This window comes from Streptomyces sp. NPDC014656, assembly GCF_043084305.1.
In the GTDB taxonomy this organism is placed as follows: domain Bacteria; phylum Actinomycetota; class Actinomycetes; order Streptomycetales; family Streptomycetaceae; genus Streptomyces.
In genome coordinates this window covers 457,336-481,030 of sequence record NZ_JBIBZN010000001.1, presented here as the reverse complement: position 1 = coordinate 481,030, position 23,695 = coordinate 457,336, and the positions used below count along the sequence as shown (strand labels likewise).

Below are 23,695 nucleotides of genomic sequence, written 5' to 3'. Positions count from 1 at the left end.
GTCCGGGGCGGGAGCCCGGCGCGGGCCGTCCCGGACCGTTCGGGCCCGGGCGCGGCGGTGAGGGCGGGCGGACGCGGGGGTGGGGCGCGATGGTGGGGCCGCGGAAGCGGGAAGGCGGAAGCGGGAAGGCGGGGGCGGGAAGGCGGGGGCGGGAAGGCGGGGGCGGGAAGGCGGGGGCGGGAAGGCGGGGGCGGGAAGGCGGGGGCGGGGACGCGGGGGCCGCGTCCCCGGGGTGGCCGGGGAGGGGGTGGCCCGGTGGCGCGGGCGGTCAGGCGCCCGCGAGGGCGGGGGCCTTGCGGTGTTCGGCCGCCAGGGTGCCGGCGAGCAGCAGGCCCAGGGCGGGGAGGGCCAGGGGGGCGGAGAACCAGGCCGAGGCGGCCACCACCGCCAGGCCGCAGACGACGAGCAGGGAGCCGGCCGGGTCCCGCAGCGCGCGGCGCCCGGCGTCCGGGAGCAGCGCCCGCCAGGAGACGCCCGGGCGCCAGGCGGTGGCCGCCCGCAGCAGGGCGACGGTCGCCCAGAACGCCGCGAGGATCGCGAGGGCCCCGGCCGCCCGGCCGCCCGGCACCGGCAGCGCCCGTACGAGCGCGAGGTCGGCCCCGACGAGGGCGAGCACGGTCCAGTAGGCCGCGCCCACCGCCCACCCGCCGCCCCGCAGGGCGGCGCGCAGTCCGGCGGCGAAGGACCGCAGCCCGGTCTCCTCGCCCTCGATCGTGCGCCGCAGGTGCCCCGCGCCGGCGGCGAGCGCCGCCGGCAGGGTGACGAGCGGGAGCGCGGCGACGGCGATCCACACCCCCGTCAGCAGGCACTCGGCGAAGACCCCGAAGCGGGCGAGGAAGCGGTCCCGCCTCACTTGAGCCCCGAGGTGGCCATGCCGTCGATCAGGTACCGCTGGAAGGCGAGGAAGAACGCCACCACGGGCAGCAGCGCCACCAGCGACATCGCGATCATGCCGCCGTAGTTGGCGACGCCGTCCTGGTCGACGAACATCTTGAGGCCGAGCGAGACCGTGTACTTCTCGGGTTCGTTGAGGTAGATCAGCGGGCCCATGAAGTCGTTCCACGCGTTGATGAAGGTGAAGATGGCGCTGGTGATGAGCGCGGGCCGGCACAGCGGCAGCACGATCGACCAGTAGGTCCGCAGGTGCCCGCAGCCGTCCAGGCGCGCCGCCTCGTCCAGCTCCTTGGGCAGGGCCCGCATGAACTGGACCATCAGGAAGACGAAGAAGGCGTCCGTGGCGAGGTACTTGCCGAGCAGCAGCGGCGTGTACGTGTTGATCAGTTCGAGCTTCTGGAAGAGCACGTACTGCGGGATGAGCAGCACGTGGTAGGGCAGCAGCAGGGTGCCGATCATCAGCGTGAAGAGCAGGTTGCGGCCCGCGAAGCCGATCTTGGCGAAGGCGTAGGCGGCGAGCGAGCTGGAGATCAGCACGCCGGCGACGGAGGCGAGCGCCAGGAAGAGCGAGTTGGAGAAGAAGGTGGAGATGGGGATGTCGGCGATGCCGTCGGCGAGCCGCCGGTAGTTGTCGGTGATGGGGTCGGTCGGGAGGACGTTCAGGCTGCCGACGATCTCGTCGTTGGGCTTGAACGAGCCGCCGATCACCCAGAAGACCGGGTAGAGCACGACGGCGAGGACCGCGAGGGAGCCGAGGTGCCAGGCGAGGGACCCGGCGCGCAGGCCCCGCGTCCCGGTGCGGACGAGGCTCATCGGCCTCCCTCCTCGTAGTGCACCCAGCGCCGCTGGGACCAGAACAGGACCGCCGTGACCAGGCCGACGGCGAGCAGCAGCATCCAGGCCATCGCGGAGGCGAGGCCCATCCGGCTGTTCTCGAAGCCCTGGACGTAGAGGTAGCAGGTGTAGACGAGCGTGCCGTCGGCCGGGCCGCAGGCGTTGCCCTGGCTGCCGATGATGTAGGCGGAGCCGAAGATCTGGAAGGAGTGGATGGTCTCCAGGAGCACGTTGAAGAAGAGCACCGGGGAGATCATCGGCAGGGTGATGTTCCAGAACCGGCGCCACGGTCCGGCGCCGTCCATCTGCGCCGCCTCGTACAGCTCGCGGGGCACCTGCTTGAGCCCGGCGAGGAAGATGACCATGGGCGCGCCGAACTGCCAGACGGTGAGCGCCACCAGGGCGTAGATGATCTTGTCGGGGTCGCCGATCCAGCCGCCGGGGTCGAGGCCGATCAGCTGCTGGGCCCGGTCGACGGGGGCGTTGTCGGCGAAGAGGGCGCGCCAGACGATGGCGATGGAGACGCTGGCGCCGATGAGCGAGGGGGCGTAGAACGCGGCCCGGTAGAAGCCCTGTCCGCGCCGGCTCTGGTTGAGGAGGACGGCGACGCCGAGGGCGGCGGCCAGTTTCAGCGGGGTGCCGAGGACCACGTACCAGCCGGTGACCTCGACGGAGGTGCGCCAGCGGGGGTCGCCGAACATCTCGGTGAAGTTGTCGAGCCCGATCCAGCGGGGGGCGTCGAAGAGGTTGTAGTCGGTGAAGGCGAAGTAGAGCGAGACGGCCATCGGGCCCGCGGTCAGCAGCAGGAAGCCGGTGAGCCACGGGGACATGAAGAGGTAGCCGGCGAGGTTCTCGCGGGCGGTGCGGGACCCGGGGGCGCGGCCCGCCGCCCGGCGGGGGCGCCCGCCGCCGGGGGCGGGGGCCGCGGGCGCGGTCCCCTTCCCCGGCGGGGCCGCTTCCGGGGTCTGCGGGACGGCGGGGGTCGGTACGGTGGTCACGGCGGCGTCCATCAGGAGGAGAGGGCCGTCTTCGCCTCGGTGAAGTACTGCTTCACCGCGTCGGCGACGGTCCGGGTGCCCAGGGACATCTCCTCCGAGAGGCGCAGGAAGGCCGCCTCGCAGACGTCGGCGCCGGCCGGGTGCGGGGTGATGGGCTCCAGGACGCGGGACTCGACGAGCTGCTTCTCGTAGGCGGCGATCTGCTTGCCGACCTCGTCGGCGGGCACGTAGGCGGCGTTCTGCGCCTCGGTGGCGGGGACGCCCCGGTCGTAGCCCATGATCTTGCCGACCTCGGGGTCGTGGACCATGAAGTCGATGAACTGGGCGACCTCCTTGGGGTGCTTGGTGCGCCTGGAGGCGCTGAGCATGAGCGAGCCGAGGTACTGGCCGGTGCGCTTGCCGTCGGTGGTGGGGATGGGGGCGAGGCCGTAGCGGCTCTTGCCCTCGGCGGTGTAACGGACGGCGAAGTTGTCCCAGGTGAACTCGCAGCCGGCGAGTTCGGCGGTGACCGCGGACTTCGGCTTGGCCTGGATGGTCTTCTTCGGGTCGGCGTAGACGCCGGACTTCACCCGCCCGGCCGCCTTGTTCCACCAGTCCGTCAGGTCGGCCTCGGTGAAGCCGAGTCCGGAGGCGGTGAAGAAGGCCTTGCCCTGCTGGCGCAGGTACATGTCGTACAGGTACATGATCCCGTAGGGGCCCGCGTCGCCGGCCCGGCCCGCGGTCTCCTGGATCTTCGCCAGGGCGTCGTGGTACTCGTCCCAGGTCCAGCCGGGCTTCGGGGTGACCTTGGCCTTCTCGAAGACCGCCCGGTCGATGACGAGGGCCATCGAGTTGGAGCCGACGGGGACGCCGAGCAGCTTGCCGTCGACCTCGCCGAACTTCTCCAGCCCGGCCCGGAAGCCCTCCATGCGGAGGTGTCCGGCCTCGACCTGCTCGCGCAGGTCGAGGAGGACGTTCTTGGCGTCGTACTTGCGCAGGAAGCCGATGGCGTTCTGGAAGACGTCGGGGGTGTTGCCGCCGGACGCCTGGGTGTTGAACTTCTTCCAGAAGTCGGCGTACGGCTGGAAGTCGGTCTTCACCTTGATCTTCGGGAACTTCTTCTCGAAGAGGGCGATCGACTGGTTGATCCGCTTGGCGCGGTCGTCGGAGCCCCACCAGGTGTACCGGATGGTGACGGTGCCGTCGCCGCTCCCGGAGCCGCTTCCGCAGCCCGCCGCGGTCAGGCCGAGTACCGCCACCGAGCCGCCCGTGACCTTCAGCAGACTCCGACGGTCGACAGTGCCTTGAGTACGCACAGTTCGTCCTCCCGCGCGTGATTAGAACGTTTCAGGAAAGCGCTTGCTGGGTCACCGTAGGGTCGCCCGTCAGCCACGTCAACGCTTCGGACAGGATCTTTCGAAGCGCTTCGAAACGCCGACGTGCGTCACCACGATGAAAGGATTCAAAGAGGGGGGTCAGGCGAGCCGGATGACGTTCCACGACATCGGCTCAAGGACGGCCCTCAGGACGCCGTCCGACAGCTCCGTGCCGGCCACCTCGTGGGGCACCACCCGGCCCGGATCGGCCAGGGTGTTGCACGCCTCCGGATCGGCGTCGGCGAGCGCGCTGTGCTCCACCACCTCCGCCAGGCCGAAGCCGCGCAGGGTCACGTCGAGCGGCAGCGCCCGGTGCCGGTCGCGGTTGACCGCGAAGACCGTCACGCCGCCGTCCTCGTCCCGTACGGCGGTCGCGTGCAGCAGCGGCACCTCGCCGTACTTCTCCGTCCGGTGCGCGGGCGAGACCGGGCGCACGTCGAGGACGGTGCCGCGGCCGTGCCGCGCGGCCTGGGCGAAGGGGAAGAAGGTGGTCTGCCGCCAGGCGGGGCCGCCGGGCTCGGTCATGATCGGCGCGATCACGTTCACCAGCTGGGCGAGACAGGCCACCGCGATCCGGTCGGCGTGCCGGAGCAGCGTGATGAGGAGCGAGCCGAAGACGACCGCGTCGGTGACCGTGTAGACGTCCTCCAGGAGGCGCGGGGCCTCCTGCCAGTCCTCGAAGGGGTGCGGGTTGGGGCGGCGCTGGTACCAGACGTTCCACTCGTCGAAGGAGAGGGTCAGCCGCTTCGGCGACTTGAGCCGTGCGCCGACGTGGTCGCAGGTGGCGATCACCTCCTCGATGAAGGCCTCCATGTGGACGGCGGAGGCCAGGAAGGAGTCCCGGTCGCCGTCGGTCTCCTCGTAGTAGGCGTGCAGCGAGACGTGGTCGACCACCTCGTACGTCTCCGCCAGCACGGTCGCCTCCCAGGCGGCGAAGGTCGGCAGGTCGCGGGCGGAGCTGCCGCAGGCGACGAGTTCGAGGTCCGGGTCGATCTGGCGCAGCGCCCGGGCGGTCTGGGCGGCGAGCCGGCCGTACTCCTCGGCGGTCTTCTGGCCGGTCTGCCAGGTGCCGTCCATCTCGTTGCCCAGGCACCACAGTCGGATGCCGAAGGGGTCCTTGTCGCCGTGCGCGATCCGCAGGTCCGAGAGCGCGGTGCCGGCGGGGTGGTTGGCGTACTCGACGAGGTCCATGGCCTCCGTGATGCCGCGGGTGCCGAGGTTGACCGCCATCACGGGCTCCGCCCGGGGACCGAGCTTCCGCAGGAAGGCCATGAACTCGCTCAGGCCGAAACGGTTCGTCTCGGTGGAGCGCCAGGCGACGTCGAGCCGCCGCGGCCGCTGCTCCACCGGCCCTACGCCGTCCTCCCACCGGTACCCGGACACGAAGTTGCCGCCGGGGTAGCGCACGGCGGTCACGCCCAGCTCGCGGACCAGCTCCAGGACGTCGGTGCGCAGTCCGTCCTCGTCGGCGGCGGGGTGCCCGGGCTCGTGGATGCCCGTGTAGACGCAGCGCCCGAGGTGCTCGACGAAGGAGCCGTACAGCCGGGGATCGACGCGGCCGACGGTGAAGTCGGGGTCGAGGGTGAAACGAGCGGTGCGGGTGGGGCGTTCGGAATGGGACACGCGATTCCCTCTCGTTCGGTGCGTTCGAAATATCGACCATCGGTCGTATGTCCGAACGAGAACGTAGGAGGGGAGCCCGCGCACGTCAATGGACCTCCGGAGCGCGCGACGCCTGGCGGCGGGCGGCCCGGCGGTGGCAGCATCTGGCGGATGCTCCCTTCCCTCCAGGTCGGCCCGTACACGGTCATCGCGCTCGCCGACGGCGCGGGCCCCTTCTTCGCCCCCAGGTCGGAGGCCTTCCCCGACGCCACCGGTGAGCAGTGGGCGGCGGCCGACCGGTTCGACCCCGGCTCGCTCGACGCCGAGGGCCGCTGGTGGCTCCGGTTCCGCGCGTTCGCGATCCGCGGCGAGCGGGGGGTGACGCTGGTCGACGCGGGGATCGGCCCGGCCGACGGCCCGGCGGCGTCCTGGGCGCCCGTGCCCGGTGTGCTCCCGGAGTCGCTGGCCGCCGCGGGGATCGAGCCGGCCGACGTGGACACGGTGGTGCTCACGCACCTGCACACCGACCACGTGGGCTGGGCCGTCGTCGGCGGCGATCAGGCCCGGCCGTTCTTCCCGAACGCCGACTACCTGCTCCAGCGGGCCGAACTCGACGCGATCGACGAGGTCAACCCGCAGCTGCGGTCCCGGCTGGTCGACCCGCTGCGAAGGACCGGACGGCTGCGGCTGCTCGACGGCGGGACCCCGCTGCGCGGCGGCGGGCGCGTGATCGCCACGCCCGGTCACACGCCCGGACACCAGAGCGTGCTCGTCCCGTCCGGACGCGAACTCGTCGCCGTCACCGGCGACCTGCTCGTGCACGCCGTCCAGCTGCTCCACCCCGAACTGGCCTACGCCCACGAGATGGACCCCGCGCGGGCGAGGGAGTCGAGGGAGCGCGTGCTGCGCTCCCGGGAGGCCGGCACCCTCCACCTCGCGACACCGCACCTGACCGAGCCGTTCGTCACCCTCTGAGCCGCCCCCGCGGAGGGCCGGGGACCTCCCGGCCGGGCCCGGAAAGCCCGAGGGCCGGACGGGCCCCTTTCGGGGTCCGCCCGGCCTCGATTTCGTACGCGGAGCCCGCTCTCGCGGGGCGGGCTGTTATTCGAGCAGCTCCGCGTACGAGCCCATGGCCAGGGCGATGTCCGCCTGGGCCCAGAACCGGTGGTAGGTGAAGACGGGGGCGGCGCCGCCCGCCAGGTAGGCCTCGATCTTCGGCCAGGCCGGGTCGTCCTGGTAGAAGGAGCGGATCGAGGCGAAGGTGGAGGTGTTGTTCACCGCGTCGCCGTTCGGCATGACGCCGGTCCAGCCGCTCGGCACGTGGACCGGGTCGTCGAAGCGGTTGTAGTCGGCGCGGGTCTCCTCGACGGCGATGCCCAGCGGGTCCTGGTGGTGCTCCCACATGCCGTCGAGCAGGGCCTTGGCGACCCGCTTGGCCTCCGCGTGGCCGGACTTGGCCGCGTAGTAGGTCAGGGTCTTGGCGTAGGCGGCGGCCACGCCGACGTCGTTGGTGTAGTCGGCGACGGTGACGTGCAGGCCGTTGTTGGCGCCGGGGTTCGCCGCGTTCCAGGTGTCGGGCGCGCCGGACCACTGGAGGGTGGACGGGATGCGGAAGGTGCCGTCGGGGTTGACGGTGGTCTCGGACAGGGCCCAGGAGACCCACTTGTCGAGGACGGTCTTCGCCTCGGCGTCACCGGTCTGCTGGTAGTACTCGGCGACCCGCTCCATCGACCAGGCCTGGAAGCCGAACCACTGGTTCGACGCCGGGTCGTGGTAGACGGGCTTCTCGTCGTAGTACATGCCGTAGAAGGTGGGGGTGCCGGCCGGCGGGGTGGCGTAGCGGCCCTGCCAGCTGTTGGTGGCGCCGCCCGCGATGCCGCCCTCGCTGGACTGGAGCCAGCGGTAGAACTCCAGCTGCCGGTCGAGGCTGGTGGCCCAGTCCGCCTGGCCGGTCGCCGACTTGGGCTTGAGCGGGGCGTACTCGCTGAGCGCGTACGCGGCGAGCGGGTTCTGGTAGCCGCTGTGGTTGTGGCTGGAGCCGATCCGCCACGACCAGCCGGCCGAGGTGTCGACGGCGCCGCCCCAGGCGTAGTACCAGGACATCAGGTAGTGGGCGCTGTCCTTGCCGGTGCCGGCCGGGCAGGCCGTCGGGCCGACGCAGTTCCCGATCTTCTTGAAGTACTTGTCGAACATGGCGTACCGCAGGTAGTCGCCCATCTTGGCGGCCTTGCCGACGGTGGCCGAGACCTGGGAGCCCTTGCCCTGCTCCTTGGCCCAGAGGTCGGCCCAGTAGGCGGCCTGGACGGCGCGGGCGTCGGCGTCGGGGGCGTTGGTGTACTTCCACTGCTTGGCGTAGGAGGCGTCCCCGGTGAAGATGTCCAGGTAGCCGTTCTTGCCGCCGTAGGAGAAGTTGTCGCAGGTCGGGTGGGTGACGGTCTCCCAGACGGACTCCTGCGGGCCGCGCTGGAAGGTGTTGATGTACGAGGGGCCGGTCGCCGTCGGTCCGGCGGAGCACTTGCCGGGCTCGTTGCCGAAGCCGTAGACGTTGTCGACGTCCTGGATCCAGTGCATGCCGTAGATGTCGTCGGTGCCGTAGGCGCTCTTCAGCTCGGCCGCGATCGGATCGGAGCCGGAGGTGACGCCGGAGTCCAGCTTCGCCGGGTACTGCGAGGGGAGGTCCCACTCGGGGGCGTAGGTGGCCGGCTTCGAGGCGTTGTAGGCGGAGTTCGTCGGCTGGTCCGCGTGGGTCGGGATCATGTACTTCTCCATGATCTCCCACGCGCCGTTGAACTTGGTCCAGTCGCCGGTGATCTTGCCGTACATGGCCTGGAGCCAGATCAGGTAGCTGTACGCCTCCGAGGTCGTCTCGTGCCCGTGGTCGGGGGCCTCGACGATCAGGGTCTCGACGGAGTGGTACGGGATGCCCTCGGGCGAGAAGTAGCCGTTGGCCGGGTTGGTGATCTTCCCGTACAGGTCGAGGAAGCGGGCGTCGTAGGTGGAGTCCGCGGCGAGCTGGGTGGCCTGGACCTCGGCCTTGGCGTGGCCGGGGGCGGTCGCGGTGAAGACGGCGGTTCCGGTGCCGGTGGCTGCCGCGGTGACGGTCACCTTCTGGGCGGTGTTCCAGTTCGCCGGGGTGAAGGTGAGGGTGGCGGGGCTCGCGGTCAGGCCGGTGGTGCCGGAGGTGCGGGCCACCGTGACGGTGACGTTCGCCGCCGGGGCCTTGGACAGCTTCAGGTCGAAGGTGCCGGTGGCGCCCTGGCGGACGGCCAGCTGGCCCGGGGAGGCGACGAGCGCGGGCCCGGCGGCCACCGTGATGCCGACGGGGGCGGACTCCCCGGAGGCGCCCTGGCTGTCGTACGCCTTCGCGTAGAGCGAGTGGGCGCCGGTGGCGAGGCCGGCGGCGCTGTAGGTGAAGGGCGCGGTGGTGTCGGTGCCCAGGAGCGTCGTGTCGCTGTAGAACTCGACCTTGTCGACGGTGGCGCCGTCGGCCGCGGCGGCGGTGGCGGCCAGCGGCACGGCGTCGCCCTGGGCGTAGACCGCGCCGGCGGCGGGGCTGGTGAGGACGGACACCGGCGGCTGGTGGGCGCCGGTGCACGAGGTGCCGTTGACGGCGAAGTTGGTGGGTGCGGCGTTGGTGCCGCTGTAGGTGAACTGGCCTCCGGCCGTGACGGCGGCACCGGCGGCGACGGTGCCGTTCCAGCCGGCGTTGGTGACCGTCACGTTCTTGCCGGACTGGGACCAGACGCCGCTCCAGCCGTTGGTGAGCTTCTGGTCACCGGCGTAGGAGTAGGTGAGGGTCCAGCCGTTCAGGGCGGCGGTGCCGCGGTTGGTCAGGGTGAGTTCGGCGGTGAAGCCCGAACCCCAGTCGTTGGTCTTGTAGTCGACGCTGCACTGCACGGCGGCGGCCTGCGCGGTGCCGGCTCCGGCGCCGGCGGCCAGCAGGCCGAGGGGGAGCGAGAGCGCGGCGGTCAGGGCGGTGAGGTGCCTGCGTGGGCGGCGTGGTCTCAGGCGTGGCATGCGGGTGGATCTCCTCGCGGCTCGGGAGGTCGGGTGGTGCGAAGAGGGAACCGCACGGAACGCCACGAGGTGCGCGAGGCGGGCCGCACGGGGGGTGCGTGAACAAGCCGTGAACCAGTGGGAGCGCTCCCACTGTGCAAGCGTGACGCAACCACGTCAAGATGCGCGAAGAGTCGAAGGCAAACGACGAGCAATTTCCTCAACTCCTCTTTTGCTTGGCCTCGGTTGGCGCTACGGTCTGCCCCGACCAGTGGGAGCGATTCCATCCAGTCGGCACGCCGTAGGGGGCGTGCCCTCGCTGTGAGGACTCGCTCATGCGACATCCCCCACGTCTCACCGCGCTGCTCGCAGGAGCAGCGGTCACGATGGCGAGCACCGCGCTCGCCGTCGTGGGTACGGCCTCAGGAGCCGCGGCCGCACCCGTCTGCACCGTGGAGTACTCGGTCACCAACCAGTGGACCGGAGGCTTCCAGGGTGCCGTCACCGTCACCAACAACGGCACCGCGCTGAACGGCTGGAGCCTCGGCTTCTCCTTCCCCGCCGGCCAGCAGGTCAGCCAGGGCTGGGGCGGCAAGTGGACCCAGTCCGGCGCCGCCGTCACGGTGACGAACGAGAGCTGGAACGGCCGGCTCGACGCCGGCGCGAAGGCGACCACCGGCTTCATCGCCTCGTGGACGGGGGCCAACACGGCCCCCACCGCGTTCACGCTCGGCGGTGTGCCCTGCGTCGCGAACGGGCCGACCACCCCGCCCACCAGTACGCCGCCGACCGATCCGCCCACCACTCCCCCGACCGACCCCCCGACCACACCGCCCACCACACCCCCGACCACCCCGCCCACCTCGCCGCCGCCGACCCCGGCCACCGGCGCACCCGAACTCACCGTCACCGGCAACAAGTTCACCGACCAGAACGGTGCGGTCCGCCGGCTGCTCGGCGTCAACCGCTCCGGCGGCGAGTTCATGTGCGTCCAGGGCTACGGCATCTGGGACGGTCCGGCGGACGACGCCTCCGTCCGGGCGATCGCCGACTGGAAGGCCAACACGGTCCGCATCCCCCTCAACGAGGAGTGCTGGCTGGGCCTGGACAACATCAAGCCCGAGTACCGGGGCACGAACTACATCGACGCCGTGAAGGACCTGGTGACCAAGGTCCTCGCCCACGGCATGACCCCGGTCGTCGAACTGCACTGGACGCACGGCCAGTACACCGGCAACTCCTCGGGCTGCGCCGACGTGCACGCCACCTGCCAGAAGCCGATGCCCAACGCCCGGTACACCCCGGCGTTCTGGACCTCGGTGGCGAACACCTTCAAGAACGACAAGCGGGTCGTCCTCGACCTCTTCAACGAGCCCTATCCGGACCGGGCGACCTCCACCGCGACCCAGGCATGGACCTGCTGGCGCGACGGCGGCACCTGTCCCGGCATCGGGTACGAGGTCGCCGGCATGCAGGACCTGGTGGACGCGGTCCGCGCCACGGGGGCGAAGAACCTCGTCCTCGTCCCGGGCATCGCGTACTCCAACGACCTCAGCCAGTGGCTGACGTACCGCCCCACCGACCCGGCGCAGAATCTCGGCGCCGCCTGGCACGTCTACAACTTCAACACCTGCTCCACCGAGACGTGCTGGAACGACACGCTCGCTCCCGTCGCCGCGCAGGTCCCCCTGCTCGCCGGCGAGATCGGCGAGAACACCTGCGGACACGCGTTCATCGACCGCGTCATGAAGTGGTTCGACGACCGCGGGCTCTCGTACCTGGGCTGGACCTGGAACACCTGGAACTGCAACTCCGGTCCCGCACTGATCAGTTCGTACGACGGCACACCCACCGCCTTCGGGATCGGGCTGCGCGACCACCTGCGCGCGATCGTCCCGTGACCCCCGCCAGTTCCGTACACCACGTGAATCCGCCGAAAGGAACCCCCACCCCCATGAGCCGCACCAGCCGCACCGCCCTTCTGGCGGCCCTCGGCCTCATCACCGCGACCGGCGCGACCGCCACGGTCTTCGGTGCCACCGCCGGCGCAGCCACCCCGGGCTGCAAGGTCGACTACAGCATCACCAACCAGTGGAACACCGGCTTCGGCGCCAACGTCGTCGTCACCAACACCGGTGACCCGACCACCGCGTGGACGCTGGAGTGGAGCTACGCCGGCAACCAGCAGGTCACCCAGGGCTGGAACGCCACCCTCACCCAGTCCGGCACCGCCGTCACCGCCAAGAGCCTGTCCTACAACGGCACGCTGGCCACGGGCGGTTCGACCTCCTTCGGCTTCAACGGCTCGTACAGCGGCACCAACGCGGTGCCCGCGACCTTCAAGCTGAACGGCGTCACCTGCAACACCACCACCCCGCCGACGGACCCGCCGACCACTCCCCCGACCACCCCGCCCACGACGCCGCCGACCACCCCGCCGCCCGGCCAGAAGGCGGACAACCCGTACGCGGGCGCCAAGGTGTACGTCAACCCCGAGTGGTCGGCGAAGGCCGCGGCCGAGCCCGGCGGCACCCGGATCTCCAACCAGCCCACCGGCGTCTGGCTGGACCGGACCGCCGCCATCGCCGGCGTCAACGGCGGCATGGGCCTGCGCGCCCACCTCGACGAGGCCCTCAAGCAGAAGGGCACCGGCGAGCTGGTCGTCCAGCTGGTCATCTACAACCTGCCCGGCCGCGACTGTGCCGCGCTCGCCTCCAACGGCGAGCTGGGCCCGACGGAGATCGACAAGTACAAGACGCAGTACATCGACCCGATCGCGGCGATCCTCGCCGACCCGAAGTACGCGGGCCTGCGGATCGTCACCACGGTCGAGATCGACTCGCTGCCGAACCTCGTCACCAACGTCGCGGGCCGGCCGACCGAGACGGCCAACTGCAACGTCATGAAGGAGAACGGCAACTACATCAAGGGCGTCGGCTACGCGCTCAACAAGCTGGGCTCGATCGCCAACGTCTACAACTACGTCGACGCGGGCCACCACGGCTGGCTGGGCTGGGACTCCAACTTCGGCCCCTCCGCCGAGCTGTTCAAGCAGGCCGCGACCGCCGAGGGCTCCACGGTCGCCAACGTCCACGGCTTCATCGTGAACACCGCCAACTACAGCGCGCTGAAGGAGGAGAACTTCAAGGTCACCGACAGTGTGAACGGCACCTCCGTCCGCACGTCGAAGTGGATCGACTGGAACCAGTACACCGACGAGCTCTCCTACGCCCAGGCGATGCGCGACAAGCTCGTCTCCCTCGGCTTCGACAGCAAGCTCGGCATGCTGATCGACACCTCCCGCAACGGCTGGGGCGGCACCGCCCGGCCCACCGGCCCGGGCGCGCTGACCAGCGTCGACACCTACGTGAACGGCGGCCGCTACGACCGCCGCATCCACCTCGGCAACTGGTGCAACCAGTCCGGCGCCGGTCTCGGCGAGCGTCCCCAGGCGGCCCCCGCGGCCGGCATCGACGCGTACGTCTGGATGAAGCCCCCGGGCGAGTCCGACGGCGCCTCGAAGGAGATCCCGAACACCCAGGGCAAGGGCTTCGACCGCATGTGCGACCCGACCTACACGGGTAACGCCCGCAACGGCAACAGCATGTCCGGCGCCCTCCCGGACGCCCCCCTCTCGGGCGACTGGTTCTCCGCCCAGTTCCAGGAGCTCATGAAGAACGCGCACCCGGCGCTGTAACCCCCGCCGGGGGGTGCCGCGCACGGCCCGGCGGGACCGGGCGCGGCACCCCCCGCACGGAGCGACCGGCACGTGACGAAGAGGCCGGACGGGCCCACGAAGCCCGTCCGGCCTCTTCGTCGTGCGCCCCGCCCGGCCCGCGAGCCCGGCCCTCCGCCGGCGGAGGGCCGGGCTCCTCAGCAGGAGGCCCGGACCACCAGTTCGGTCGGCAGGACGCGCTTCGGGGCGGCCTCCAGGGTGCCCGCCACGTCGTCGAGGAGCATCCGGGCCATGGTGCGGCCCATCTCCTCGATGGGCTGGCGGACGCTGGTGAGCGGCGGGTCCATGAGGCGGGCGACCGGGGAGTCGTCGACGCCGACGAGGGCGACGTCCTCGGGGACGCGGCGGCCCGCCTCGCGGAGGGCGGCGCGGGCGCCGGCCGCCATGACGTCGGAGGCGGCGAAGACGGCGTCCAGGCCGGGCCTGCGCTCCAGGAGGCCGCGCATGGCGCGGCGGCCGCCGTCCTCGGTGAAGTCTCCGGCGGCGACCAGCCCCTCGTCGGGAGCGTGGCCCGCCTCCGCCAGGCCGGCGCGGTAGCCGCCGAGGCGGGCCCGGGCCACGTACATGTCCAGGGGGCCGGTCAGGGTGGCGATGCGCTGCCTGCCGCGGCCCACCAGGTGCGCCACGGCGGCGCGGCCGGCGCCGATGTTGTCGGAGTCGACGTACGGGACGGGTTCGGCCTCGGAGCGGCGGCCGTTCATGACGACCGGGATGCCGAGTTCGCGGATGCGGTCGGGGAGCGGGTCGTCGCCGTGGACGGAGGCGAGGAGGACGCCGTCGACGCGCTGGGCGGCGAGGTACTGCTCGAAGCGCTGGCGCTCCTGTTCGCTGCGGACCAGGGTGAGCAGGAGCTGCTTGTCCGCCTCGGCGAGCTCCGCGCTGACGCCGCGGATCAGGTCGAGGAAGTAGGGCTCGGCGAAGAGCCGGGCCTCGGCCTCGGGGATGACGAGGGCGACGGCGTCCGTGCGGCTGCCGGCGAGCGCGCGGGCGGCCTGGTTGGGGACGTAGCCCAGCTCGGCGACGGCCCGGGCCACGGCGGCGCGGGTCTGTTCGCTCACCCGCGGGGAGCCGTTGATGACCCGCGAGACGGTGCCCCGGCCGACTCCGGCGCGGGCCGCGACCTGCTCCAGGGTGGGTCTGCTGTTCTGCCGTCCGTTCACCGTCGCCGTGCTCCCCTCGTCGGACCTCGTGCCGCTCACCAGGGACTCGGTGGGGACGGGCCCTCCGGCAGGCGGTACGGGCCGTGCCGGGGAAAGGGGCCCGCGCGGGGCCACACCGGGATGGGAGCGCTCCCACCCTAGAGCACCGCGCTCCCGGCGCGCCACGCGTGCGTTCAGGAGATGACGTGAAGAACCGCGTTCCAGTACGGGGAAACCCGCTGAACACCTTCCGGTAACGAAACCGCGTTCATGTCTTGACACCCCCACCCCCCCGGCGGCAACCTTCCGGCAACGACGTGGGAGCGCTCCCATCAGGGGGGCGGCACAACCTGCATCAGGTCCCGGCAGGGCCCGCCGAGCCGCGAGCAGCCGGCCGGACCTCTTGGCGCACAACGAGCACCACCTTGGACGAGGAGAGTGGAATGCGCACTTCCAGCAGCAGACGCGGACGCCGCACGGCCGCCGCGGCGGTCGCCGCAGTGGTGACCGGAACGGTCCTGCTCACCGGTTGCGGAAGCGACAAGGACGACGAGGCCGGGAAGGACGGCGGGAAGATCACCCTGCGCGTCGGCACCTTCGGGTCCTTCGGCTACGACAACAAGACCGGCGCGAAGCTGTACGCCGAGTACGAGCGGCTCCACCCGAACATCAAGATCGAGGAGTCGAACGTCTCCGACGGTCAGAAGTACTGGGACACCCTGAAGCTGCGCCTCTCCCAGAACAGCGGCACCGCCGACATCCAGGCGATCGAGGTCGGCTACATCGCCGAGGCCACCGGCCCCACCATGGCCGCCAAGTGGCTGGACGTCGCCAAGGAGGGCGGCGCCGACACCTCCAAGTTCCTCGACTGGAAGGTGAAGCAGGCCACCACCGCCGACGGCAAGGTCATCGGCCTCGGCACCGACATCGGCCCCATGGCGGTCTGCTACAACAAGGACCTCTTCGCCAAGGCCAAGCTGCCCACCGACCGCGACGAGGTCGGCAAGCTGTGGAACGGCGACTGGGCGAAGTTCCTCACCGTCGGCGAGACGTACAAGAAGAACGCCCCCGCCGGCACCGCCTTCCACGACTCCGCCAGCGGCCTGTTCAACGCCGTGCTCTCCAGCGACCCCGTCCAGTACGCCGACTCCAGCGGCAAGCTCGACTGGGAGAACAGCCCCGGCGTGAAGAAGGCCTGGGAGCTCGGCGTCAAGGCCGCCCAGGGCGGACTCACCGCCAAGCTGCGCCAGTTCGACGAGGCGGGCACCTGGAACGCCGCCTTCAAGAACTCCAAGTTCGCCACCGTCGCCTGCCCGAGCTGGATGACCGGCATCATCAAGGACCAGGCCGGTCCCGCCAACCAGGGCAAGTGGGACATCGCCGCGCCGCCCGTCGCGGGCAACTGGGGCGGCGCCTTCCTGGCCGTGCCCAAGGCGGGCAAGCACACCAAGGAGGCCGCCGAGCTCGCGGCCTGGCTGACCGCCCCCGAGCAGCACGCCAAGGTCTTCGCGGTGAACGGCAACATCCCGTCCTCCAAGGACACCCTGCTCTCCGCCGCGGTGCAGGACGCCAAGCTGCCGTACTTCGGCGACACCCCGGTCGGCAAGATCTTCTCCTCGGCGGCGGCCGGCATCACCCCCGCCGTCATCAGCCGCTACGACGGCCAGGTGAAGACCTTCCTCACCGACAACGGCATCCTCGACATCGAGCAGCGCGGCACCGACCCGGGCAAGGCCTGGGAGAACGTCAAGAAGCTGGTCGACGACAAGATCCAGCAGTAGCGGGGATCGCGTGCCGGCCCGCCGCCACCTGCCGGCGGCGGGCCGGCGCCGTCCGCACGACCGCACGCATCGACCTGGAAGGACGCCACCCGTGGCCACCTCCGTACGGGCGGAGCGGGGCGGCACCCCGCCGCCCGCCCCGCCCTCCCCGCCCGCCCCGCGCGGCCGGCGCCGCCGCTCCGGTCCGGGCGGCTGGCGCAGCACCCTGTACCGCTGGGACGTCAAGGCGATCCCGTACGTCTTCATCACCCCCTTCTTCCTCACCTTCGCCGCCTTCGGCCTCTTCCCGCTGATCTACACGGGCTGGCTCTCGCTCAACCGGGTCGAGCTCGGCGGAACCCCCGAGTGGAAGGGCCTGGAGAACTACACCGACCTCGCCACCAGCGAGTTCTTCTGGAACGCGCTCCTCAACACCTTCACCATCGGTGTCATCTCCACCGTCCCGCAGCTGCTGATGGCCCTCGGTCTCGCCCACCTGCTGAACTACAAGCTCCGCGGCCGCGGCTTCTTCCGGGTCGCCATCCTCGCCCCGTACGCCACCTCGATCGCGGCGGCGACCCTGGTCTTCGCCCAGCTCTTCAACACCGACTACGGGATGATCAACGGCGTCCTGGACTGGGTCGGGATCGGGCCGATCGACTGGAAGAACTCCAAGTGGCCGGCGCAGATCGCGATCTCCGTCATCGTCACCTGGCGCTGGACCGGCTACAACGCGCTGATCTACCTGGCCGCCATGCAGGCCGTGCCGCAGGACCTCTACGAGGCCGCCTCGCTGGACGGCGCGTCCCGCTGGCGCCAGTTCATCAGCGTCACCATCCCCTCCATCCGCCCGACGATCTTCTTCACGATCATCGTCTCCACCATCGGCGCCACCCAGCTCTTCGGCGAGCCCATGCTCTTCGGCGGCAGCGTCGGCATCAGCGGCGGCAGCGGCCACCAGTACCAGACCCTGAGCCTCCTGATGTACGAAAAGGGCTGGATCACCGGCGCGCTGGGCTCCGCCTCCGCGATCGCCTGGGTCATGCTGGCGCTCCTGCTGCTCGTCGGCGGCATCCAGGCGCTCGTCTCCCGCCGCAACCGCAAGAAGCTGGGGGACTGACCATGGCCCGCACCCTCGACACCTCCCCGTCCGTCGAGCCCAAGACCCCGGGCGCCCGCCCGGCCCGCCGCCGCTTCCGCCAGACGGCGGGCCGGCAGCACCACGCCGGACCGCTCACCTACGTGCTGCTGGTCGTCGCGACGGTGGTCTCGCTCTTCCCGCTGTACTGGAACGTGGTCGCCGCCTCGCACACCGGTGACCGCGTCGTCCAGGCACCGGCACCGCTGCTGCCCGGCTCCCGCCTGCTCGACAACCTCAGCTTCGCCTGGGAGCAGGTCGACATGGGCGAGGCGCTGATCAACACCACGGTCGTGGCGAGCCTGGTGGCCGCCTCCACCGTCCTCTTCTCCACGCTCGCCGGCTTCGCCTTCGCCAAGCTGCCCTTCAAGGGCCGCGGCATGCTGCTCTCCCTGGTGGTCGCCACCATGACGATCCCGCCGCAGCTCAGCGTCATCCCGCTCTACCAGATCATCACCGACCTCGGCTGGTTCGACCAGCTCCAGTCGGTCGTCCTGCCCTCGCTCGTCGCGGCCTTCGGCGTCTTCTTCATGCGCCAGTTCCTCGTCGAGGCGCTTCCCGTCGAGCTGGTCGAGGCGGCCCGCATGGACGGTGCGCACAGCCTGCGCATCATCTGGCACGTGGTCTTCCCGGTGGCCCGCCCGGCCATGGCCGTGCTCGGCATGCTCGTCTTCGTCCAGGCGTGGAACGACTTCTTCTGGCCGTTCATCGCGCTCACCCCGGACGGCAGCCCGACCCTCCAGGTCGCCCTGGCCGGACTCGGCGCCGGCAACCACACCGTCGACCACGCGATCGTCCTGACCGGCGCGCTGATATCGACCGTGCCGCTGCTGCTGGTCTTCGCCTTCCTGGGCAAGCACATCGTGGGCGGCATCACCGCCGGCGCGGTCAAGAGCTGACCCGCCCCACCCCTCTCCGTACCGCAATTCCCGTCGGCCGTACGGGTCCGCCGCAGTCGCCGGACCCGAACGGACCGACCCGTACCCCGCGTTGGGAGCGCCCTCCTATGACCGCGTCCGAGACCCGGCCGCTCACCGCCGTCCGCCAGTTCCCCTCCGACTTCCTCTGGGGGTCGGCCACCGCCGCCTACCAGATCGAGGGAGCGGCCCGGGAGGACGGCCGCACCCCGTCCATCTGGGACACCTTCTCGCACACCCCCGGCAAGGTCTTCGAGGGCCACACCGGTGACGTGGCCGTCGACCACTACCACCGGTTCCGCGACGACGTCGCCCTCATGTCCGAACTCGGCCTGAACGCCTACCGGTTCTCCGTCTCCTGGTCCCGGGTCCAGCCCACCGGCCGGGGCCCCGCCGTCCAGAAGGGCCTGGACTTCTACCGCTCGCTCGTGGACGAGCTGCTCGCCGCCGGCATCGAGCCCGCCCTCACCCTCTACCACTGGGACCTCCCCCAGGAGCTGGAGGACGCCGGCGGCTGGCCCGAGCGCGCCACGGCCGAGCGCTTCGCCGAGTACGCGGGCATCGTCGCCGACGCGGTCGGCGACCGCGTCAAGCGGTGGACCACGCTCAACGAGCCCTGGTGCAGCGCCTTCCTCGGCTACGGCTCCGGGGTGCACGCCCCCGGCCGCACCGACCCGGTCGCCGCGCTGCGCGCCGCCCACCACCTCAACCTCGGCCACGGCCTCGCCGTCCAGGCGCTGCGCGCCGCGCTGCCGGCGGACCGGCAGATCTCCGTCTCGCTCAACCTGCACGAGGTGCGCCCGCGCAGCACCTCCGCCGAGGACGTGGAGGCGGCCCGCCGCATCGACGCCGTCGGCAACCGCGTCTGGCTCGGCCCGATGCTGGAGGGGGCCTACCCCGAGGACCTGATCGCCGACACCCGGCACCTCACCGACTGGTCCTTCGTCCAGGAGGGCGACACGGCGACGGCCCACCAGCCGCTCGACTTCCTCGCCATCAACTACTACTCCCCCACCCTGGTGGCGCACGTCGCCGAGGGCGAGGAGAAGCCGCAGGACGACGGGCACGGCGACAGCGCCCACTCGCCGTGGCCGGGCGCCGACTCGGTCGCCTTCCACCGCGCGCCGGGCGAGCGGACGGCGATGGGCTGGCCGGTCGACCCGAGCGGCATGTACGACCTGCTGCGCCGGACCGCCGACGCGTACCCGGACCTGCCGCTCGTCATCAGCGAGAACGGCGCCGCGTACGACGACGTGGTCGGCGAGGACGGCGGGGTGCACGACCCCGAGCGCACCGCCTTCGTGCACGCGCACCTGGAGGCGGTGCACCGGGCGATGGCCGACGGCGTCGACGTCCGCGGCTACTTCCTGTGGTCGCTGCTCGACAACTTCGAGTGGGCCTACGGCTACGCGAAGCGGTTCGGGATGGTCCGGGTGGACTACGACACCCTGGAGCGCACCCCGAAGACCAGTGCCCGCTGGTACTCCCGGGTGGCCCGGTCGGGCGAGCTGCACGCGCCCGACGCGGTCTGACCGGAGCACGCGGAAGGGGCCGTGCCGGGTTCACCGGCACGGCCCTCACGCGCTCCTGACGTCCGATCAGATGTCGATGACCCGGTAGCCGATGACGTAGACGCCGCCGGAGCCCTCGACGCTGCGCCACTGGGTCTCGGCGCCGACCTCGCTGCCGGTGACGAGGGTGGCGCCGAGCTTGTCGTCGCCGCTGGTGGAGTCGTAGTCCCACAGGGTCAGGGTGCGGGCCTGCTCCTTGCCGAGGATGAGGGCGGCGTTGCCGTTGCCGTCGGCCATGGAGCGGACGTAACCGGTGCCCATGGTCTGGTACTTGATGCCGTTGCCCGGCCAGACCTTGACGGCGTTGCCGTTGGCGTCGGTGATCTTGAGGTACGCCTCGTCGTGGTCGCCCTCGCTGTTCTTCTGGCAGTGCAGCTCGACGAGTTCGATCCGCACGTAGTCGATCGGCTCGGCGTGGGCGGTGCCGGCGAAGGCGCCGAGGGTGCCGAGCCCGAGGAGGGCGGTGGCGGCGATGCGTGCGACCCGGTTCTTGCGCATGGTGTGTCTCCCCCGAAGGTTGCGTTCTGCTCTTCTCTGGTGTGCCGTTCCCCCGGCACGTCCCCTACTGTGCCGCCCCTCCCCCGCCCCGTTCTACGCGCGTTCCGCTCAACGGAACCGCTTCCGGGAGGAGTTGGCGGGGGCGGTCAGGGGGCGAGCGCGGCCGGCGGGACGGCGCGGTGCGGCACGCCGCGGGCCAGGGCGCGGCCGAGCGCGGCGCCCGCGCCGGCGACGGCCTCGGCGAGGGCGTCGAGCCGCCGTCCGGCCGGCACCATGGCGGCGAGCGCGGCGACGGTCCGGCCGTCCCTGCCGCGCACGGGGAAGGCGGCGCAGCACACCCCCTCCATCACGTCCTCGCGGTCGAGGACCGCCCCGGCCCTGAGGGGTCCGCGCAGCGCGTGTCCGGCGGCGGTGTCGAGCCGGAAGGCGGTGCCGTTCCGCACCGGCACCAGCGGCTCCAGCTCGCCGGGGGCCGAGGAGACGACGATGGCCCGGTCCTCGCGCAGGACGGCGAGGACGACGCTGGCGCCGGTCGCGGCCCGCAGCCGCTGCACCGGCAGCCGGGCGGCGAGCCGCAGCCCCGGGTGCGGCTCCCAGGCCTGGCCGAGCCGGTAGAGCTGCGGGCCGACGCGGTAGCGCGAGCCGCGCCGCTCCACCGCGCCGACGGCGACCAGCTGGTCGAGCAGCCGGTGGGCGCTGCCCTTGGGCACCCCGCAGGCGAGGGCCAGTTCGGTGACGCCGGCCTCGTCGCCGCTCCGGCGCAGTGCGTCGAGCAGGGCGAAGGCCCCTTCGAGCACGCCCCGGCCGCGCCCCGGCCGGTCCTGTTCCGCGGTCGTGCGCGCGGTGCCGGGTCTCGGACTCGTCCCCTGGTCCATGGGCCGTGTTCCCCCTGTCTGCTCCGCCCGGCCGTCGTCCCCCTGTGGCGCGGCTCCGGGCGCCCCTCCACGATGCCGCAGACCCGGACGAACCGCCGAAGGGTTCGGCGCCGGTGCGTCGCGGCCCGAGGGGGCCGGAAACGGTCGGGGCCGGGTCCGTCACGGTGGACGGACCCGGCCCGGTGACCGGCGGGGCGGGGGTCAGACGCGGTCGGCGGCGATCAGGACGTACTGGAAGGAGCCGTCCTTGTACGACTCGATGAACGCCTCCTCGATGCCGGTGACCAGCGAGGAGGTGGCGCGCAGCTCCCAGTAGGGCAGCGTGTCGGGGGTGAGGTCGATCACGGCCTGGGGCACCAGGCGGTTGTCCGCCATCGCCTTGAGGTACTCGCGGCGGGAGTGGATGTTGCACTCGAAGTGGGCGTTGATCTGGGAGACCCACTTGGAGGGCTGGCCGTACTTCGGGTTCCAGCAGCCGGTGATGGTGACGTAGCGGCCGCCGACCTTGAGGAAGCGGGAGTGCTCGGCCATCAGGTCGTCGAGGTCGACGTACATGCTGGACTCGTTGTTCCAGGAGGCGGTGATGCTGCCCTTCTCGAACGGGGTGTCGAGCATGTTGCAGACCTGGGCGCTGACGTGGCCGTCGATGCCCAGCTCGCGGGCGCGCTTGTTGCCGAACTCGGCCTGGGTGGAGGAGAGGGTGACGCCCCGGACGTGGCAGCCGAACCGCTGGTGGGCCATGACGCTCGATCCGCCGCGGCCGCAGCCGGCGTCGACGAGGGTGTCGGCGGCGGTGACGGGGCCGAGGTGGTCGAGGAGGACCTCGGCCTGGGCGGACTCCAGCCGGTGCAGCTCGGCGATCAGCTTCTTCTCGTACTCGCTGTCCTCGGGGGTGCCGAGGGAGGCGTGGTCGACGGCGCCGATGCCGTAGTGGTGGTGGTAGAGGCCGTCCACGTCACCGAGGCGCAGGTTCACGGGCCGGGCCTCGGCGTTCCAGTAGCGGGCGATGTCGCCCTGGTACGGCGTCGCCGGACCGGGGATGATCGCGGAGGCGTCGGTGGAGGTCAGCTCGGTGGTCACAGAGGGGATCCATTTCGGAAGTCGGGCCTACCAGAAGTCGGGCAGGCTGTAGCGGAACGTGTTGGTCTGGTGCCAGTAGTGGTTGCCGTCGACCCAGGTGGCGACTCCCTTGAGGAAGCGCAGCACGGTGGGGACGGCGAAGGTGGCGGCCACCTCGGCGGCGGCGGTCTCGAAGGCGCGCATGAGGTCGTTGTGGACCTCGATCGCCTTGAGGTAGGCGTCGCGCTCGGAGAGCTTCTCGCGCTGCGCGAGCACCACCGGCAGGTTGAGGTGGACGCCGGGGCTGGAGAGCTCCTTGGTGTAGGAGTACAGGTCGTTGACGATGGTCGTCGCGTTGCCCGCGAGGGCGATGACCCGCTGCATCTCCGGCCTGGCGTGCAGGTCCGCCGGGAGTTCGTAGCCGCCGACGGAGTCGGTGATGGTGGGGCAGGGGCGGAAGTTGTTGAACTGGCGCATGGCCAGGTACTCCCACACCTCGGGCACGTGGTCGGTCTCGGCCCAGGCCGCCTCGGCGAGGTAGCCCATGTGGAGCCGGGCCATGTCGTGCCGGAAGCGGTCGGCCTGGGAGGGCGAGGCCGCGCGGACGAAGTAGTCCATGGCGGAGCGGTAGGCGCGGCGCGGGGCGTCCGAGCCTAGCGACTCCGCCCACGCCGGGGCGTACTCCGGGGTGGTGTGGAGGGGGTCGAGCGCGGTGTGCGCCATGAGGAGGCGGCCGCCGAGGCCGATCGGCGAGCCGCCGTGGTCCTCGCAGTAGCAGTCGTCGACGGCGTTCTCGGCCACCATGAGCCGGGTGGCGAGCATGAGGTGGTCGACGGTCGGGGCGTCGGGGTGGCAGGCCACCATGTAGCGCCCGACGGAGAAGCCGTCGAACTGGCCTTCCCACTCGTCGGGGAAGAGCTGGACCTCGTCGACGGCCCAGTCCTTGATCCGGCGGCTGACCTCGTCCACCCGGGCCGGGTCGGGGTCCGGGACGGGGTGGAAGTAGAGGCCGGGGATGGGCCGGCCCTCCGCCGCCGAGGGGGCGGCGGGCGCCGCCTCGGCGGGGTCCGGCGCCGTGTCCGGCACCGGGAGGGGTGCCGGACGGGCGAAGGACGTGCTGGCCGTGCCGAGTCCGCTGGGTCCGCCGGGGATCCAGCGGGGGGCGGCGGGCGGCGCGGGTGCCCCGGCGGCCGGGCCGGTGAGGGCCCGGTCGAGGACGTCGGCCCCGAGGCGGGCCGCCGCCGCGGGCAGGGGTGCCGGCAGGGGGGAGAGCCCGGGGTCGGGCATCCGTTGCTCCTTGCTGGGTGGGGCGCCGGTCCCGGA

Annotated in this window: 18 protein-coding genes; 7 read left to right on the top strand and 11 right to left on the bottom strand. The window is 71.7% G+C overall.

Features of this window, described 5'->3' with window-relative positions; translation table 11 throughout:
* Positions 1-268: 268 nt before the first annotated feature.
* From ACF1ED_RS02270 to ACF1ED_RS02250, 5 genes are all read right to left on the bottom strand, one after another.
* Positions 269-853 (bottom strand): hypothetical protein, encoded by a 585-nt coding sequence (locus ACF1ED_RS02270; RefSeq protein WP_391756485.1) that lies wholly within the window; start codon positions 851-853, stop codon positions 269-271.
* Positions 850-1,707, bottom strand: a complete 858-nt coding sequence (locus ACF1ED_RS02265) for a carbohydrate ABC transporter permease (RefSeq protein WP_391756484.1) — start codon at positions 1,705-1,707, stop codon at positions 850-852. The genes ACF1ED_RS02270 and ACF1ED_RS02265 overlap by 4 nt, the downstream gene beginning before the upstream one ends.
* Positions 1,704-2,738, bottom strand: coding sequence for a carbohydrate ABC transporter permease (locus ACF1ED_RS02260; RefSeq protein WP_391756483.1), 1,035 nt, complete (start codon positions 2,736-2,738; stop codon positions 1,704-1,706). Before ACF1ED_RS02260 ends, ACF1ED_RS02265 begins: the two co-directional genes overlap by 4 nt.
* On the bottom strand, positions 2,738-4,021 hold the full coding sequence (locus ACF1ED_RS02255; protein WP_391756482.1) for an ABC transporter substrate-binding protein: 1,284 nt from the start codon (positions 4,019-4,021) through the stop codon (positions 2,738-2,740). Before ACF1ED_RS02255 ends, ACF1ED_RS02260 begins: the two co-directional genes overlap by 1 nt.
* A gap of 159 nt (positions 4,022-4,180) precedes the next feature.
* Positions 4,181-5,704, bottom strand: a complete 1,524-nt coding sequence (locus ACF1ED_RS02250; protein ID WP_391756481.1) for an alpha-N-arabinofuranosidase — start codon at positions 5,702-5,704, stop codon at positions 4,181-4,183.
* Between the two features lie 150 nt (positions 5,705-5,854).
* Between ACF1ED_RS02250 and ACF1ED_RS02245 the strand changes: the two genes are divergently transcribed.
* Positions 5,855-6,658, top strand: a complete 804-nt coding sequence (locus tag ACF1ED_RS02245) for an MBL fold metallo-hydrolase (protein ID WP_391756480.1) — start codon at positions 5,855-5,857, stop codon at positions 6,656-6,658.
* A 126-nt stretch (positions 6,659-6,784) separates the two neighbouring features.
* Here ACF1ED_RS02245 and ACF1ED_RS02240 read toward each other — a convergent pair whose 3' ends face one another.
* Positions 6,785-9,700 (bottom strand): glycoside hydrolase family 48 protein, encoded by a 2,916-nt coding sequence (locus tag ACF1ED_RS02240; protein ID WP_391756479.1) that lies wholly within the window; start codon positions 9,698-9,700, stop codon positions 6,785-6,787.
* Positions 9,701-10,014: 314 nt separating this feature from the next.
* Between ACF1ED_RS02240 and ACF1ED_RS02235 the strand changes: the two genes are divergently transcribed.
* On the top strand, positions 10,015-11,580 hold the full coding sequence (locus ACF1ED_RS02235) for a cellulase family glycosylhydrolase (RefSeq protein WP_391756478.1): 1,566 nt from the start codon (positions 10,015-10,017) through the stop codon (positions 11,578-11,580).
* 53 nt (positions 11,581-11,633) lie between these two features.
* Entirely contained in the window at positions 11,634-13,376 is a 1,743-nt protein-coding gene (locus ACF1ED_RS02230; protein WP_391756477.1) for a glycoside hydrolase family 6 protein, read from the top strand.
* 176 nt (positions 13,377-13,552) lie between these two features.
* Here ACF1ED_RS02230 and ACF1ED_RS02225 read toward each other — a convergent pair whose 3' ends face one another.
* Entirely contained in the window at positions 13,553-14,575 is a 1,023-nt protein-coding gene (locus ACF1ED_RS02225) for a LacI family DNA-binding transcriptional regulator (protein ID WP_391756798.1), read from the bottom strand.
* Between the two features lie 422 nt (positions 14,576-14,997).
* On the opposite strand from ACF1ED_RS02225, the gene ACF1ED_RS02220 reads away from it, so the two are divergent.
* The 4 genes from ACF1ED_RS02220 to ACF1ED_RS02205 all read left to right on the top strand — a co-directional run bounded on the left by ACF1ED_RS02220 (position 14,998) and on the right by ACF1ED_RS02205 (position 19,901).
* Positions 14,998-16,335 (top strand): ABC transporter substrate-binding protein, encoded by a 1,338-nt coding sequence (locus ACF1ED_RS02220; protein WP_391756476.1) that lies wholly within the window; start codon positions 14,998-15,000, stop codon positions 16,333-16,335.
* A gap of 91 nt (positions 16,336-16,426) precedes the next feature.
* On the top strand, positions 16,427-17,434 hold the full coding sequence (locus ACF1ED_RS02215) for a carbohydrate ABC transporter permease (protein ID WP_391756475.1): 1,008 nt from the start codon (positions 16,427-16,429) through the stop codon (positions 17,432-17,434).
* A 2-nt stretch (positions 17,435-17,436) separates the two neighbouring features.
* Entirely contained in the window at positions 17,437-18,351 is a 915-nt protein-coding gene (locus ACF1ED_RS02210) for a carbohydrate ABC transporter permease (protein ID WP_391756474.1), read from the top strand.
* Between the two features lie 107 nt (positions 18,352-18,458).
* Positions 18,459-19,901, top strand: a complete 1,443-nt coding sequence (locus ACF1ED_RS02205) for a GH1 family beta-glucosidase (protein WP_391756473.1) — start codon at positions 18,459-18,461, stop codon at positions 19,899-19,901.
* Between the two features lie 66 nt (positions 19,902-19,967).
* Here the strand turns inward: ACF1ED_RS02205 and ACF1ED_RS02200 are convergent, their stop codons facing one another.
* From ACF1ED_RS02200 to ACF1ED_RS02185, 4 genes are all read right to left on the bottom strand, one after another.
* Positions 19,968-20,438, bottom strand: coding sequence for a hypothetical protein (locus ACF1ED_RS02200; protein WP_043227932.1), 471 nt, complete (start codon positions 20,436-20,438; stop codon positions 19,968-19,970).
* 146 nt (positions 20,439-20,584) lie between these two features.
* Entirely contained in the window at positions 20,585-21,313 is a 729-nt protein-coding gene (locus ACF1ED_RS02195) for an IclR family transcriptional regulator (RefSeq protein WP_391756472.1), read from the bottom strand.
* A gap of 201 nt (positions 21,314-21,514) precedes the next feature.
* On the bottom strand, positions 21,515-22,393 hold the full coding sequence (locus ACF1ED_RS02190) for a geranyl diphosphate 2-C-methyltransferase (protein ID WP_391756471.1): 879 nt from the start codon (positions 22,391-22,393) through the stop codon (positions 21,515-21,517).
* Between the two features lie 27 nt (positions 22,394-22,420).
* A complete protein-coding gene (locus tag ACF1ED_RS02185) occupies positions 22,421-23,659 on the bottom strand; it encodes a family 2 encapsulin nanocompartment cargo protein terpene cyclase (protein WP_391756470.1) in 1,239 nt (412 codons plus the stop codon).
* Positions 23,660-23,695: the final 36 nt, after the last annotated feature.